This is a genomic window from Aggregatibacter valvarum (assembly GCF_980468985.1).
On record NZ_OZ413141.1, the window covers coordinates 1,518,999 to 1,535,730 of the forward strand.

The 16,732-nt window shown below is 42.9% G+C and carries 14 protein-coding genes; 9 read left to right on the top strand and 5 right to left on the bottom strand.

Going from position 1 to position 16,732, the window contains the following annotated elements; all coding sequences use genetic code 11:
• Entirely contained in the window at positions 1-465 is a 465-nt protein-coding gene (locus AC30SF_RS07115; RefSeq protein ID WP_489608013.1) for a threonine/serine exporter family protein, read from the top strand.
• 163 nt (positions 466-628) lie between these two features.
• Here AC30SF_RS07115 and AC30SF_RS07120 read toward each other — a convergent pair whose 3' ends face one another.
• From AC30SF_RS07120 to AC30SF_RS07130, 3 genes are all read right to left on the bottom strand, one after another.
• Positions 629-976: a YgiW/YdeI family stress tolerance OB fold protein gene (locus tag AC30SF_RS07120; protein WP_295974142.1), complete on the bottom strand. Its 348-nt coding sequence runs from the start codon at positions 974-976 to the stop codon at positions 629-631.
• Positions 977-1,147: 171 nt separating this feature from the next.
• Positions 1,148-3,796 (bottom strand): PqiB family protein, encoded by a 2,649-nt coding sequence (locus AC30SF_RS07125; RefSeq protein WP_489608014.1) that lies wholly within the window; start codon positions 3,794-3,796, stop codon positions 1,148-1,150.
• Positions 3,756-5,042 carry a PqiA/YebS family transporter subunit gene (locus AC30SF_RS07130; RefSeq protein ID WP_311461281.1) on the bottom strand — a complete coding sequence of 429 codons (1,287 nt, stop codon included), beginning with the start codon at positions 5,040-5,042 and terminating at the stop codon, positions 3,756-3,758. Before AC30SF_RS07130 ends, AC30SF_RS07125 begins: the two co-directional genes overlap by 41 nt.
• Positions 5,043-5,262: 220 nt before the next feature.
• Here AC30SF_RS07130 and proQ point away from each other — a divergent pair, with 220 nt between their 5' ends.
• Together proQ and prc are read left to right on the top strand one after the other, a co-directional pair.
• A complete protein-coding gene (gene proQ, locus AC30SF_RS07135) occupies positions 5,263-5,880 on the top strand; it encodes an RNA chaperone ProQ (protein ID WP_084422199.1) in 618 nt (205 codons plus the stop codon).
• Between the two features lie 67 nt (positions 5,881-5,947).
• Positions 5,948-8,008, top strand: coding sequence for a carboxy terminal-processing peptidase (gene prc / locus AC30SF_RS07140; RefSeq protein WP_489608015.1), 2,061 nt, complete (start codon positions 5,948-5,950; stop codon positions 8,006-8,008).
• Between the two features lie 494 nt (positions 8,009-8,502).
• Here the strand turns inward: prc and radA are convergent, their stop codons facing one another.
• Positions 8,503-9,876 (bottom strand): DNA repair protein RadA, encoded by a 1,374-nt coding sequence (gene radA, locus AC30SF_RS07145; protein ID WP_489608016.1) that lies wholly within the window; start codon positions 9,874-9,876, stop codon positions 8,503-8,505.
• Between the two features lie 9 nt (positions 9,877-9,885).
• Positions 9,886-10,959, bottom strand: a complete 1,074-nt coding sequence (locus tag AC30SF_RS07150) for a CYTH domain-containing protein (protein WP_489608017.1) — start codon at positions 10,957-10,959, stop codon at positions 9,886-9,888.
• Between the two features lie 163 nt (positions 10,960-11,122).
• Here AC30SF_RS07150 and AC30SF_RS07155 point away from each other — a divergent pair, with 163 nt between their 5' ends.
• The 6 genes from AC30SF_RS07155 (at position 11,123) to ispE (ending at position 16,701) form a co-directional block, all read left to right on the top strand.
• Entirely contained in the window at positions 11,123-11,803 is a 681-nt protein-coding gene (locus AC30SF_RS07155) for a TIGR00153 family protein (RefSeq protein ID WP_021615149.1), read from the top strand.
• Positions 11,804-11,827: 24 nt separating this feature from the next.
• A complete protein-coding gene (locus AC30SF_RS07160) occupies positions 11,828-13,093 on the top strand; it encodes an inorganic phosphate transporter (protein ID WP_489608018.1) in 1,266 nt (421 codons plus the stop codon).
• A 141-nt stretch (positions 13,094-13,234) separates the two neighbouring features.
• Entirely contained in the window at positions 13,235-13,846 is a 612-nt protein-coding gene (locus tag AC30SF_RS07165; protein WP_290521526.1) for a TIGR04211 family SH3 domain-containing protein, read from the top strand.
• On the top strand, positions 13,846-15,138 hold the full coding sequence (locus AC30SF_RS07170) for a multifunctional CCA addition/repair protein (RefSeq protein ID WP_489608019.1): 1,293 nt from the start codon (positions 13,846-13,848) through the stop codon (positions 15,136-15,138). Before AC30SF_RS07165 ends, AC30SF_RS07170 begins: the two co-directional genes overlap by 1 nt.
• A gap of 6 nt (positions 15,139-15,144) precedes the next feature.
• A complete protein-coding gene (gene lolB / locus AC30SF_RS07175; RefSeq protein ID WP_489608020.1) occupies positions 15,145-15,771 on the top strand; it encodes a lipoprotein insertase outer membrane protein LolB in 627 nt (208 codons plus the stop codon).
• A gap of 3 nt (positions 15,772-15,774) precedes the next feature.
• Positions 15,775-16,701, top strand: coding sequence for a 4-(cytidine 5'-diphospho)-2-C-methyl-D-erythritol kinase (gene ispE, locus AC30SF_RS07180; RefSeq protein ID WP_489608021.1), 927 nt, complete (start codon positions 15,775-15,777; stop codon positions 16,699-16,701).
• Positions 16,702-16,732 lie beyond the last annotated feature (31 nt).

A 16,732-nucleotide genomic window follows, 5' to 3' on the forward strand; every position in this document is an offset into this window, starting at 1 on the left:
ATGGATTGGTTACTGCTATTATTGGATGATATGTTTTTTGCCGCGATTCCGGCGGTGGGGTTTGCCTTGGTGTTTAATGTGCCACCGAAAGCGTTAAAATATTGCGCACTCCTCGGTGCGCTTGGACATGTTACACGCACGATTCTCATGTATAACGATGTGCCTATCGTCTTTGCCACCTTGGTGGGTGCCGCATTAATCGGTTTTATCGGCGTGCATTTGTCTCATCGTTATCTGGCACATCCGAAAGTGTTTACTGTCGCTGCCATTATTCCCATGATTCCCGGCGTACAAGCATACAAAGCAATGATTGCCATCGTACAAATTCACCACTATGGCTTTTCCAACGCTTTATTTGAACAAATGATCGCTTCTTTTATTAACACGACCTTTATTCTCGGCGCGTTAGTTTTCGGCTTAGCCTTACCGGGTTTACTGTTCTATCGGGAAAAACCCGTAGTATAAAAAAATCGTGGTATAAAAACTGTAGTATAAAAAACCGTGGTATAAAAACTTGAGAAATAACAACCGCACTTTCATTGTTACATCACGCAGGAAAAACGCTTTAAAAGTGCGGTTGGTTTAATGGCTGTTTACATCCAATCAATGCCGAGGTAACACCGTGGCATTATTGAATTTTTCGAATTTGATACACATCGATCGTGGTGGGCATGATAAAACCTTTATCAATAGCCCCTTCAATGCGGACACGATCGTTTGGCGTAATATTGATACCGTTCCAAGCATAATCACCCACACCTACCTTAATTTCCCCCGTGGCATCGCGAAAAATAAATTCGTCATCATCAATTTGGCGAACCAATCGTCCCTCTAGCGCTACAACAGAATGCGCCTCCATGGACTTGACGGCCTGCACCGTCACCAAACAACTATCCAACTCATTCACATTCCGAAAACCGGCAAACAGGTCTGAGGAGACCATCAGCAAGGTTGTGAGTGTGATTGCATGTTTCATAAGTACTCCAGAAATAAAAATAAAGAAAAATAAAATAAAAAAAGAAAACCTCTTAGCTAATACCTAGCTAAGAGGTCGGACATTATAAAAAGAAAATTGGGAAAAATCTTCCGATTTTCTTACCTTTTACTTAATTTACACAACCTCACAAAAAGCTGATATTTCTACACATTATTGAGCCGGTAAGGCACCTTGATTCCACTTTTGTGCATCCGTCGGACGTTTTACTTGCAACAAGAAATGCTGATTCGCCTTCGCTTGTGCCTGCACAACAGTGCCTGATGGCGTAGAGAAAGAGATTCCGCCTTTCAGCAGTTGTTGTACGCTGCCGGTATTGAATTGTGCGCCGCCGGTAAGACTCAGGCTAAAGTCATAGCCGGAGGCGATCCAAAACTCAGAATTTTGACGAACTAAATGCTGATATTTCGGTGCAATAAGCACATGGATCAAGACCCGATCACCCAACGTATTCAATTCGAGGTTTTTAATCGTCCCCACTTCTACCCCACGATACATAATAGGCGATCCTGCTGTGATATTCAGTGCATCATTGGTTTCTAGCACAAGCGGTAAACCGTTGGTATATTTGATGTTATTGTTAACTGCTTGGCTGAGAGCAAATTGGGTTTTGGTTTTACCGGCGCCCACTTCCACATCAATATAAGGTTGCAACAGGCTATCGATATTCTCAATGCCGCCGGCAGAAATCTTCGGTGAAATCACGTTAAAACGGGATCCTTCCTTAGCAATCAACCCCATGTAATTTGGATGAATCAACGCTTTAGCAATAATTTTGTGACTCTTTTGATCAAGTTGAACACTCTCAATTTCCCCAATATTCAGCCCAAGATAGCGCAATGCCATGCCTTTGCTGAGGTTGGTGGCATCCTCTGCCGTTAATATGATTTGTTGACCGGCTGATTTCGCGCGCAATTCATTTGGATAAAGGGTGTGATTATTTTTACCGCCACTATTATCAAAGCTGATTGCGCCTTTGAGTGAGCGTGCCACCGGTGCAGCCTGAATACTAATGCCCTTTGGCGTAATATCAATTTGCGCCGCACTTTCCACCCAGAACACGCTTTTCTCTGTTAACAAATGCTGATATTTCGGATAAATAAACACATCCACCGCAAAGTTTTGGGTTTGTGGACGGATGTCTAAAATTTTTCCGACTTCATACTGACGATAAAGCACTAAAGAGCCTTTATTAATACTCGGCAAATTCGTGGTGTTTAAAGTGATTGTCGGTTTCGGTTGTGAATCAGTAATCCCGGCTTCCGCATTGGTTAAATCACTATAAAGCGCATAAGTGTCTTTCGGATGGCTTTGCGTTTTACCGGCAATTACGCGAATACCACCTTGTAGCCATTTTTCCGGCGTTGCCGCTTCAAAGCGTAAACCATCAATGCCGATAGTCACATCAAAATTCGATGCCGCGACAAAGAGGGTATCACCATGAATTAAATGACGATATTCGCCGGCAATCGCCACTTTAAATTTCACGCCATCGGTCTCAATATATTGCGCCACAATTTCACCGATTTGGATATTGTTATACATCAACGGCTGCCCTTCGCTCACGCCATAAGTTTCCGGTGCGGTGAGCGTGAGTACCAAGGTGTTAGGCTGTTTTAGCAACAGTTCGCTTTCTTTAGTAACATCAAACGCCATTTTGCTGTCACCGTTCCCCGGCAAGACTTCAAAATATTTTCCACGCAGTAGTTTTTGGATATTCGTTAAATCAGCCAGCCCCGGCCTTTTCTCGCGTAGCACAATATTAGAACCGGTCTTAAATAAATCCGCCAAGTTCGGCTCAATGAGCAATGAACCACTGAGCATTTCATCGTTATCTTCCACCGCACTTAATTTCGACAAGACACCGATTTCCATGTTTTGGTAATACACGCGGGTTTTACCCTCTTCCAATCCGGCGGTATTGGGAATATTGACATCAATATTGATACCACGTTTCGCCGCTTGTAAATTAGAATAAAGGGTATATTTTTCATTCATATCCGCCTTCGCGCTTTCATTTGGCGAATCAAAAGCAACCGCGCCTTGAACCACGGAATTTAAACTGTCCATGTTTACATTTAAACCTGAAACACCGAGGCTCGCACTAATGCCGCTAATATTCCAAAAACGGCTGTCTTTTTTCACAAATTTGGCATAAGGCTTATCAATGACCACATCAATTTCCACTTTTTTTCCGTCTTCAGAGAAATGATAGTCATAGATTTTACCGACCGGCATTTTTTTATAATAAATAGATGCGCCAATAGAAATGGAACCCAAATCTTCCGAAACCAAATGAATCAACAAATCACCGGGATTGAGTTGGGCAATCGGCCCTTCCGTTTCCGCAACAAATTTATGTTCCGAATCCCCATCACCGGGTTGCAACGTAATGTAGTTACCGGAGACTAACGCATCCAAACCGGAAATACCGGCCAAAGAAGCACTTGGCTTCACCAACCAAAATTTGGTATTTTTACGAAGAACACTTTTGGCTTCAGGATAAATATTGGCAACGACTTCCACTTTCTGCAAGTCATTGGTGAAATTCACTTTCTTCACCACGCCGATCTGCAATCCTTGATAACGAATCTGCGTTTTCCCCGCAACAATGCCATCACCACTGGAAAAGGTGATTCGAATACTAATGCCTTGCTCTTGCACAATCTGGAAGAACAAAACGGCGCCGATACATAAAGCGATAAAAGGAAGTAACCAGAAAGGTGAAATTCGTTTACTTTGACGAACTTTTGCCACAACTTCAGTTTCCGGCATGGAGGTGTTTTGCTTGTTGTTTGTCATAGATTTCCCAAATTAAGCGGCTGTCAAATTGCTCCGCTGCAACCATTGTTAAAAATACAGCAGCACCGAAATAAAAGGCGGCCGTACCTACAGAAAAATCAATAATTTGTCCGCGCGTAACCAAGGACATCATTAATGCTAATACGAATAAATCCAACATAGACCAACGGCCGACAAAATGCACAAGATGTAATAAACGCATTTGCCAACGAATGGAATGTTTGAGCTTAAAATGCACGCAAATCAGCAAATATAACATAATCAAGACTTTGCTAATCGGCACAAAAATACTGGCGGTAAATACGATAAAGGCGATGAAATAGCTTCCCATTTCCATAAAACTCATCACACCTGACATCAGCGTATCTGCACTAGGCGCACCGTTTAAATAAACCACCGACATTGGCAATAAATTAGCGGGGAATAGCATGATAATACCGGCAAGTAATAATGCCCACGTGCGTTGCAATCGAATAGAAGGGGGAATGTCGATTTGTGACAAACAGCGAGGACAGATATCTCGCCCCTTACGATCAGATAACGGATCAATAAAGCTATACTGACAAGCATGACAATAGCGCAAATCCTCTGCCTTCGTGAGTTCATTCACGCCTTTGCTTTGAGGATAGAAATCGTTCCACACTTCGGTCGGGTTAATTTTAATAAACAGTAATGTGGTTAAAAGTGCGGTGAAAACAAAAGCAATTAAATAGACATCCAATTGTAACGTGGCATATTCGCGCACTTTAAAAATACTCACACCTAAAGCCACCAAATACACGTCAAACATTACCCAAGGTTTGATATAGCCAAGAGAAATTAACAAATTGCGTGGCTGAATTTTCATCATTTTGGATAACTGCAATAAAATGACCAACAATGCAAAAACAATGGGCATAAAAACGGCACAAATAAAAATTAAAAACGCCGTATATGAAAATCCTTGGGTCGCCATTTTCCACACGCCCAACCAAACCGAGGCATCGATTTTTTCTCCAAGCAAATCAATGCTAAGTAATGGATACGTTAATGCAAAAGGCATGAGAATTAATATTGAAATGGCAATGATCGCGCAGCGCTTTAAACTCCAACCTCCACTGGTGTACAAAACATGGTGACAGCGTGGGCACACCGCACTTTGCCCCTGTTGCAAGGTGGAAATTTTAACCACAGCATTACAACCACCACAACGGACGATGCGGTAGAAATTCGCATTGGCAAAATTCACAGAAGAAGTTGCTGTCATGAGTAAGATGATCCAAGGGCTAAAAGAGAACGTATTCTACACTGTATTTCCATGCTTTTGTATGTATTCGCTGCATTTTCTAAATAAGTGCGGTCATTTTTAACCATGTTTTTTTATTTATCAAGCCGGAAATCGATTATTAATTGTCATTTTTTCTGAAAGTGAGCTAAACTAAACTATGGTGAGTTTTTCTACTTAAAAATCGATGCAGGATTTCATTATGACCGAAGTACAAAAGTTAACGAATAACAAAGAAATTATTGCTTATTTAGCGGAAAAATTTCCGCATTGTTTTTCAATCGAGGGCGAAGCAAAACCATTAAAAATCGGCTTGTTTCAAGATCTCAGCGAAGCATTAAAAGACGATGAGCGCGTCAGCAAAACCCAACTACGCCAAGCCTTACGCCAATACACGTCCAATTGGCGTTATTTACACGGCTGTCGCGCCGGCACTGTACGCGTAGATTTAAACGGAAATCCTGCCGGCGAATTGGAGCAAGAACACGCTGAACACGCCGCAAAACAATTGGCCGAAGCCAAAGCAGCTGTTGCACAAAAACGTGCGGCAGAAAGAGCAGCGAAAGGCGAAGTTGAGAAAAAAGACGCACCACGTCGCCATAAACGTACCACCAAACCAAGCGAAAGACCTGCCCGTAAACCTAAAACAACATTAAATAATGTGGATATGACCTCACTCCAAAAAGGTCAACACGTGAAAGTAAAAGTCGGTGAACGTGCGCAAAGTGCTGTGGTGTTAGCATTTTCTAATGAAACCGCCCGTGTAGAATTAGATAATGGTGTCGTCATCAACATCACCGCTGATCGTTTATTTGCCTAGTTTAGATTTCAATAGAGTTATCTTGCCGGATAACTTTTTTTATTGCGTATTTATTAGGAAAGCCTGAATGGAATTAACTAAAACGAAAAATTATTTGACCGCACTTGTGTTAGGGGTGCTTTTTCTTAATATCAGTGCTGCAGATGCCGTGCAACCAAAACTCAAAGCCAGCGATCTCGTGACATTGCAGCCTTCAGAGGCGAATATGTTCGCCACCAAGCGTGCCACTACTCGCCTAACACAATCTCATTATCGTAAATTTCAACTTGATGACGAATTTTCGGAAAAGATTTTTGATCGTTATCTTAAGGCGCTCGATTTTAATCGTACGACTTTTTTGCAATCCGATATCGATGAAATGCGCGAAAAATACGGCAAGAAAATTGATGACGAATTAAATGCCGGTACATTAACCATTGCTTTTGATATGTATGATTTAATGATGAAACGCCGTTATGAGCGTTATCGTTATGCCTTGTCATTATTAGATAAAGAACCGGATTTAACCGGTGATGATCAAATTGAAATTGATCGTGAAAAAGCGCCTTGGCCAAAAACCGAAGCAGACGCTGAAAAATTGTGGGAAGCCCGTGTTAAAAACGACATTATCAATTTGAAATTAAAAGATAAAAAATGGCCGGAAATTAAAGAAAAACTGGTTAAGCGTTACAATTTAGCCATTCGTCGTCTCACACAAACCAAAGCAGATGATGTGGTGCAAACCTATCTGAATGCCTTTGCGCGTGAAATTGATCCGCACACCAGCTATTTAGCACCACGTACAGCAAAAAGTTTTAATGAAAGCATGAACCTGTCTCTAGAGGGGATTGGTGCAACATTGCAATCAGAAGATGATGAAACCAGCATTAAATCTTTAGTGCCGGGCGCGCCGGCGGCTCGCAGCAAAAAACTCAAAGCCGGGGATAAAATCGTTGGTGTTGGCCAAGAAAAAGGCGAAATCGAAGATGTTGTCGGCTGGCGTTTAGAAGACATTGTTGACAAAATTAAAGGCAAAAAAGGCTCTAAAGTTCGCTTAGAAATCGAACCGGCGAAAGGTGGAAAATCGCGTATCGTCACACTGGTTCGAGACAAAATCCGCATTGAAGATCAAGCCGCCAAATTAACCATTGAAAAAGTTGATGGTACCAATGTCGCTGTGATTAAAATCCCAAGTTTTTATCTTGGCTTAACGGAAGATGTGAAGAAACTGCTGACTGAAATGCAAAGCAAAAATGCCGCTGCATTAATTGTTGATTTGCGTGAAAACGGCGGTGGTGCCTTAACAGAAGCCGTTGGATTAAGCGGTTTGTTTATTAGCGATGGTCCTGTCGTACAAGTGCGTGATGCATATCAACGTATTCGTGTGCATGAAGATCCGGATAATGCGCAACAATATTCCGGACCGCTATTGGTGATGATTAACCGCTTTAGTGCCTCCGCATCCGAGATTTTTGCCGCGGCAATGCAAGACTACAACCGCGGTATCATTATCGGTCAAAACACTTATGGCAAAGGTACCGTACAACAAAGCCGTTCATTGAATTTTGTGTATGATTTAGATCAAACGCCATTGGGTTTATTGCAATACACTATCCAAAAATTCTACCGAATTAATGGCGGAAGCACGCAGCTAAAAGGTGTCGCACCGGATATTACCTTCCCTGATGTCATTGATATGAAAGAATATGGTGAAGAGAAAGAAGACAATGCGTTACCTTGGGATAAAATGCCGTCTGTGAATTATGCCGAAGTGGCAAATGCACGACATTCCATCGCTGAATTAGCACAAAAACATCGTGACAGAATGGCGAAAGATCCGGAATTTATCGCCTTAAACGAGGATTTAAACGTGCGTGATGAACGTCGTGATCGTAAATTCTTATCCCTGAATTATGAAAAGCGTAAAGCAGAAAATGATAAAGATGATAACAAACGTTTGAAAGACTTAAATGCTCGCTTTAAGCGTGAAGGCAAGAAACCATTGAAAGACATTAACGATTTACCGAAAGATTACGAAGCGCCGGATTTCTTCTTGAAAGAAGCGGAAGCTATTGCGGTAGATGTGGTTAAATTCAATGGTGAAAAGGCTGCAATTAAGGCCGCTGACAACAAGCCGGCAAATCCCTAAACGTTTTCGTTTTTGACCGCACTTTCACGCTTTCCGCTGATAATTAGCAGGAAAGCGTGCCAAAACAAAATAGGACAGGCAATACCTGTCCTATCACATACTCAAACCCATCTAGAATTGTAGCGTGCAACTTGTTGCACGAAATCGTGAATGCCCGAAAGGGTTAAATAACGTTCCGTGCGTGATTCGGTCGTGCAACAAGTTGCACGCTACGAACTGAAAATTTGTAGGAAAGCGTGGCCCAAACAAAATAGGATAGGCAATACCTGTCCTATCACATACTCAAACCCATCTAGAATTGTAGCGTGCAACTTGTTGCACGAAATCTTGAATACCCGAAAGGGTTAAATAATGTTCCGTGCGTGATTTGGTCGTGCATCAAGATGCACGCTACAAACGAAATCACGAATTACACATCTAGGTTAATGTTAATCATTTATACAATAAAATAGGACAAGCAAAAACCTGTCCTATTACACATCAAAAAAACGCTCCTAGAAATTATCCAGCACCGCAATCGCATCGCCCAACTTCTTCACCGTAAAAACAGCCATATTTTCCACCGCACTTTTCGGCTTGTTGGCAAAGGGTACAATGGCACGTTTGAATCCGTGTTTTGCCGCTTCACTGATACGTTCTTGTCCGCTTGGCACCGGGCGAATTTCACCGGCTAATCCCACTTCGCCGAACACCACCAAATCTGGTGGCAATGGGCGATTACGGAAGCTAGAAATCAGCGCTAAGAGCAAGGCTAAATCCGCACCGGTTTCCGTGACTTTGACTCCACCGACGACATTGACGAAGACATCCTGATCGCCCATTTGTAGGCCGCCGTGGCGATGGAGCACAGCAAGCAACAAGGCAAGGCGGTTTTGTTCTAGTCCCACAGCCACCCGACGCGGATTGGCGAGCATCGAATGATCCACCAAAGCTTGAATTTCCACCAACAACGGTCGAGTACCTTCCCACAGCACCATTACCGAACTGCCTGCCGTTTGTTCATCACCTCGACTTAAAAAAATCGCAGAGGGATTTTTCACTTCACGCAAGCCTTGTTCCGTCATAGCAAATACGCCTAATTCATTCACGGCGCCGAAGCGATTTTTGTGGCTGCGCAACGTACGATAGCGCGAATCGGTTTCGCCTTCCAATAATAAAGAACAGTCGATAACATGCTCCAACACTTTCGGCCCTGCCAAGGTGCCATCTTTCGTCACATGACCCACCATCACGATTGAGACCTGACGGGTTTTCGCATAACGGGTTAAAAAAGAAGCACATTCGCGCACTTGCGCCACACTGCCAGGCGAGGATTGAATATCGGCTAAGTGCATGACTTGAATGGAGTCGATAACAATAATCTGTGGCTTTAACTGATCCGCCAAATTACAAATTTGTTCCACAGAGGTTTCTGACAGCATGTGGAGTTTTTCCGGCGGCAGTCCGAGGCGTTTAGCGCGCATTGCTACTTGTTGCAAAGACTCCTCACCAGTCACATAAAGTGCGGTCATTTTTTGCGACAAATGACACATCACCTGTAACAGCAACGTACTCTTCCCCGCACCCGGATGCCCACCGATCAAAATCGCACTGCCCGGCACAACACCGCCGCCTAGAACACGATCCAATTCTTTAAAACCGCTACTAAAACGCGGCGTTTCTTGCAGGCTAATTTGATCTAAGGTTTGGATTTTGGCGCGGGTTTCACCGGCATAACCGGAGAAACGATCCGCTTTATTATTTGGCGTAGAAACTAACCGCACTTCGGAAATGGTGTTCCATGCTTTACAAGCGGAACACTGCCCTTGCCAACGAGAATACTCTGCACCGCAATCATTGCACACATACGCCGTTTTTGCTTTTGCCATGATCGCCCCTTATTCTTCGCCAAGCGTTAATGTCATCAGATGAAGCATACGCTGTGCATACTGTGGCGTTTGGATAAGATCGAACAATTTACGCATTGCTAACCCATTGTCTTTCGTTTCGCTATGTAAGCGAATAATTTCACGAATTTGCGTCAAGAATTGGGCGTTGGCCTCGGTCAATGCCGTCAGCACATTTTCCAACGCATAGTGATGATTTGCTGCCAGCTGTTCGTTGAGCGCCGTTTCCAAGAGATTTTTGTTGTCGTCATAATAATGTGCCAAATTAAAAAAGGCGCCGACACGCTCAACGGTTTTAATAAAATCGGTCGCAAAATGATCCGCGCCCAATGCTAACGTTTCTTCGATTAAATCTTGTTCATAATGCAAAAGTGCGGTCAGTTTTTCCGATGTTTTTTTGGCGTATTTTTCCGTATGCAAAAAGCCACGCCAGCGTTCGATCCAATCTGAGGCTTTCGGTGCTACGCCCTGTGCCAGTTGATACCCCCTTTTGGCTTTGCTCACAGAATAAAAATGCACGTTGCCTTGATAATGGTTTAAAAAATCCGCCACAAAGGCAAAAAATGGTGCTAATCCGCCTTCTTTAATTTCAAATTCAATTTCACTAATCGTCTGCTGTTTTTCACCGGCAATCACCTTGCCTACATCCACCGCCACTTCAATTTGGCTCGTCGGCGTGGCTTGAATTAACCACATATGACGTTCAAAATCGGTGCTAAAAATCGCGTTTAGTGGCGCTGTTGTTTCTATCGATAATTCATAGTGTTCCGTTAATGCCGCCAAATTGGGTTCCGCATTTGGCAAGATCACATTATATTCAGGGCGAACATGCAAACCGCCTGACACCTTGCCGTCCGTTTTGAGCGTTAAAGTGTAATCCTTATCCTTTTGCCGAACGCGCAGCCCCATCTTATGTCGGGTAAAATATCCGTCAGCCGTATCATAATAGGTGTTCGCCAAGAAGGCTTTTTGATGCGCAATCACGTTAAATTGTGCCAAAATCGAGGCAAATTGTTCAATCTGAATATTTTCTACCGCCAGTTTTAATTCAATTTCATCCTGCATACGCTTTCCTTTAAATTCCTTCATTTTTCTGTTTTATTCGTATTTTCTCTACTGCATTATCCGATAAAAGCCTGATTTTTTCGATTAAAATCGTGAATTTTTCATTGACATCATGTAATATGCGCGCTGAATTATTAACCTTATCTCCTAAGGAGTTCCTTTTATGGCGATGAATAATATCCTTGGATTATTTGCTCACTCCCCTTTAAAACCTCTCCAAAAACATTCCAGCAAAGTTACCGAATGCTGTGAATTATTAATTCCTTTCTTTGAAGCTATCTTTAAAGAAAACTGGAGCGGTGCGGAGCAACTTCGTCTTGATATCTCCGCACATGAGCGCCAAGCCGATGCGTTAAAACGTGAAATTCGATTAAAATTGCCACGCGGTTTATTCATGCCGATTGAACGCACCGATTTGCTGGAGTTGGTAACTCAACAAGATAAATTAGCCAATTATGCAAAGGATATTGCAGGTCGCATGGTAGGACGCCAATTCGGTATTCCGCAAGAAATGCAGGAAGAATTTATGAGCTATGTTAAACGCAGCTTAGATGCCACAGAACAAGCGCATAAAGTGATTGAAGAAATGGATCAATTATTGGAAACCGGCTTTAAAGGACGTGAATTAAATTTTGTTAATCAAATGATTAACGAGCTTGACACCATTGAAGACGATACGGATCAAATGCAAATTAAATTAAGAAAAATGTTGTTTGAAATCGAAGGGCGTTATAACCCTATTGATGTCATGTTCTTATATAAAATTATCGAATGGGTCGGTGTATTGGCCGATCAAGCACAACGTGTCGGTTCACGTATTGAACTTATGCTGGCGCGCTCCTAATTTTCATTAATTTAGGTATTCTTCATGGAATTACTCTCTCAATACGGTTCACTATTAATTATTATTACAGCCGTTTTCGGCTTTTTCATGGCCTTTGGTGTCGGTGCCAACGATGTTTCAAACGCAATGGGAACATCCGTTGGCTCAGGTACCATCACCCCTAAACAAGCGATTATTATTGCCATGATTTTTGAAGCGGCCGGTGCCTATTTAGCCGGCGGCGAAGTTACCGAAACCATTAAAAGCGGTATCATTGACACCACTCAATTCATCAACCAACCTGAAGTCTTAGTTTTCGGCATGATGGCCGCCCTCTTTGCCTCCGGTGCTTGGTTATTAATTGCCTCCAAAATGGGCTGGCCGGTATCTACCACACATTCTATTGTGGGCGCTATTGTGGGTTTTTCTTGCGTGACAATAGGGTTTCAGTCAGTGGATTGGAGCAATATTAAAAATATTGTCGGCAGTTGGTTCATTACACCGGTCATTGCCGGTATTCTTGCGTATGCCATTTTTTATAGCACACAAAAACTGATTTTTGATACAGAAAGTCCGCTTCGAAACGCGCAAAAATACGGCCCTTATTACATGGGCATCACCATTTTCATTTTGTGTATCGTCACCTTAACCAAAGGGTTAAAACACGTTGGCTTAAACTTAAGCAATACAGAAAATATTCTGCTTTCATTCGGCATCAGTCTGATCAGTATTGTTTACAGCCATTTCTATTTTCGTAGCAGTAAATTCAAATTCAAAATGCTAGAAGGCGGCACTTTCGGCGGTGTAGAAAAAGTTTTCAGCATGTTAATGCTGATGACCGCTTGTGCGATGGCCTTTGCACATGGTTCAAATGATGTTGCGAATGCGATCGGCCCACTTTCTGCCGTTGTTGCCATTATCGAAAGCGATGGACAGATTATCAATAACGCTCCACTGGCATGGTGGATTTTGCCTTTAGGTGCAAGTGGCATTGTTGTTGGGCTCATTGTGATGGGCTACAAAGTCATGGCAACTATTGGTACCGGCATTACGGACTTGACGCCAAGCCGCGGTTTTGCCGCGCAATTTGCCACTGCGATGACCGTTGTTTTAGCCTCCGGTACCGGCTTGCCGATTTCCACCACCCAAACCTTAGTGGGTGCCGTCTTAGGGATTGGATTTGCACGCGGTATTGCAGCAATCAACTTGACGGTTATCCGTAACATCTTTGTTTCTTGGATAGTTACGTTGCCGGCAGGTGCATTATTTGCCATTATTATTTACTATCTGCTACAAGCCATTTTCCATTAATATCGGCTTAAGTGCGGTCTAATTTGGCAGCGGATTGTTGACGGCATAGTTAACCGGTTGTGTCATCTCAGCATTAGTGGGACAATCGGTTTGATCCGGAATCAGGCTTTTCATTATTTTATACAATAGAAGGGGTTCAATATGAAAAAAGTCATGCATTATTTGCTTGCGCCGTTTTTTTTAAGTGTTGGAATTTCTGCCGCTTATGCGGAAACACAATATGTTACAGAAAATCTTTCTACTTTTTTACGTAAAGGTGCCGGAGAACAATTTAAAATTGCAGGCTCAATTCAAGCCGGTGAAGCCGTCACCGTGCTTGATAAAAAAGATCGCTATACACTGATTCGTGACAGCAAAAATCGTGAAGCGTGGATTCTTAGTAGTGAACTCAGCCCGAACGCCAGCAGTAAGCTGGAAAATCCCAAACTCAAAAGCCAGATTCAAGAATTAAGCTTAAAACTCAATCGATTAGATGACGCTTGGCAACAACGTACGGCAGAAATGCAACGTCGAACCAAACAAGCGGAACAACAAAGCAGCGAATTATTAGAACAAAATTCGCAACTCAAACGCGAATTAGAAATCACAAAAAATAAAAACCGTGATTTAGAAGCCATGTTGGATGCCGGCAAACGCGAAATTGCTATTCAATGGTTTATTTACGGCGGTTCCGTATTGGGTGTCGGCTTATTAATCGGTTTAATCCTGCCATTAATTATGCCAAAACGCCGCCGTCGTGATGGTTGGGCATAATGGTTCAGACGCCATTTCACGTTTATTTGGTTGGTGGCGCAGTGCGTGACCAACTACTCAACCTTCCGGTAAAAGATCGCGATTGGGTCATTGTGGGCGCAACACCACAAACCTTGATCGATCTCGGTTATCAACAAGTCGGCAAAGACTTTCCTGTATTTCTTCATCCGCAAAGCAAAGAAGAATATGCACTCGCGCGCACTGAGCGTAAATCCGGTCAAGGTTATACCGGCTTTATTTGTGACTTTTCCGCAGAGATTACCCTCGAGCAAGATTTAATTCGCCGCGATCTCACCATTAACGCCATAGCACAGGATTTACAAGGCAATTTATACGATCCTTATCATGGCGCCAATGATTTACAACAGCGTATTTTGCGCCACGTTTCCCCGGCGTTTGTGGAAGATCCCTTGCGCGTGTTACGCGTTGCTCGCTTTGCCGCACGCTATCATCATTTGGGATTTACCATTGCACCGGAAACCTTGCAATTAATGCAAACACTCACGCAGCAAGGCGAATTGCAACATCTCACCGCTGAACGCGTTTGGGCAGAAACAGAAAAAGCGCTCAATGAGAAAAATCCTGAAATCTATTTCGAAACCTTGCGTCAGGTGGGCGCCCTTGCCCTCTTATTCCCGGAATTAGATGCCTTATATGGTGTGCCAAACCCTGCCAAATATCATCCTGAAATTGACAGTTTTGTGCACACCATGATGGTATTACAACAAGCCACCTTGCTTTCCGAACAGGTAGATTGCCATAAAAGTGCGGTGCGTTTTGCCGCCATTTGTCATGATTTAGGCAAAGCAAAAACGCCAAAATCCAATTGGCCACATCATCATGGCCATGAAAAATTAGGTATTACACCTACGCGCAATTTGTGCAAACGTCTCAAAGTCCCGTCCTATTATCAACAACTGGCGGAGCTCACTTGTGAATACCATACGCATATTCACAAAATCGTTGAACTTCGCCCGGAAACGGTGGTGAAACTGTTTAATACCTTTGATGTGTGGCGTAAACCATTGCGTTTTATGGAATTTCTCTTAGTGTGTTTTGCCGATACCCGCGGCAGAAAGGGCTTTGAACATAGCCAATACCCACAACAAGAATTTGCTTTGACTTTATATCAAGCGGCCTTAAAAGTCGATGTTCAATCTATTATTGCTGCCGGTTTTGAACATAAAGCCATTCGCGATCAGCTGAATCGCGGCCGTATTTTTGCCGTAAAACAAAAACGTGCGGAAATCTTACCGCACTTTTCTCCCCCAACGATCACTCAGGAAAAATAACGACTTATGAAAACTCTAACCTCTTATTTGTGGATGCTATTTATCGGTTTACTCTTAACCGGTTGTGTCGTCACCGATGAACAACGCCCAACGGATGTCAAACATATCGACAGCACCGATCCGAGTTGGCAACAACATTTGCAACAAATTAAACGAATTGAAGGCTATCAAGCCTTAGGGCAGCTTGGCTATATCAGCAAAAAGGAACGGTTTTCTACTCGTTTTGACTGGCAATACCATAATCCCCAAAATTATACGCTGAAATTGTATTCCACCCTCAGTAGCGAAACGTTGCAAATTCAAATGCACGCCCAAGGCATGACCATTTCCGACAATAAAGGGCGTCAACGTTCTGCGACAGATGCCAAACTGTTATTGCGCGAAATTATTGGCATGGACTTCCCATTGGATCAATTTGCTTTTTGGTTAAAAGGACAACCCAAAGATAACGATGACTATCATGTGGGGGAAAATCACCTACTTGCCTCGTTCACGCATTTCTTTGACGGTAAAACGTGGACGGCGGATTATTTGTCTTATCAATCCAGCTCTCAACCACCAATGCCGGAAAATATCTTGCTGAAAACTGACGGACAAACGCTGAAAATCCGTGTTGATGAATGGAAATTCTAAGGCATGAAAACATATCAATTTTCCACCGCACTTTTATCTCATCCGTCATTGGAAAGCGCACAACCGTTGCGCTTTCCTTGCCCGGCTAAATTAAATCTTTTCTTATACATCAATGGCAAACGCCCCGATGGCTACCATGAATTACAAACATTATTTCAATTTTTAGACTTTGGTGATTGGCTATCCATTCAAGTGAGAAATGATGGCAAAATTAATTTAGTCTCATCCATTCCTGATTTAAACGTAGAAGATAACTTAATTTATCGTGCAGCAACCTTGCTTCAACGCCATACTAATACGTCACTTGGTGCCGATCTTGAATTGGATAAAATTTTGCCGATTGGTGGTGGTGTCGGCGGTGGTTCATCCAATGCAGCAACGACTTTAGTGGCATTAAATGATTTATGGAAAACAGGTTTAACGACTGAAGAATTAGCCCAATTAGGCTTAAGCTTAGGAGCGGATGTGCCGATCTTTGTGCATGGCAAAGCCGCATTTGCCGAGGGCGTCGGTGAACAAATCACTTATTGTGAAGCACCGGAAAAATGGTATGTCGTGCTAAAACCGAATGTCTCTATTTCTACGGCTGTTGTATTTTCGGATCCTGCTTTACCACGGAAAACACCAAAGAAATCGTTGTCACAATTACTCCAAGAAGAATACGCAAACGATTGCGAAAAAGTTGTTCGTGATCATTATTCTGAGGTTGAAGAATTGCTTAACTGGTTGGTAAAATATGCACCGGCCAGACTCACCGGAACCGGCGCTTGTGTTTTTGCAGAATTTGATGATGAAAAATCTGCACAATGGGTTCTTGAGGCAAAGCCCCAAAATTGCTTTGGCTTTGTTGCAAAAGGATTAAACCTTTCTCCATTACATGCCATGTTACAACGCACAAATGTTGAAAATTTGCCCGACTCAAGCCGCTAATACTTACTTAATAAATCTATAACTCCCGAGG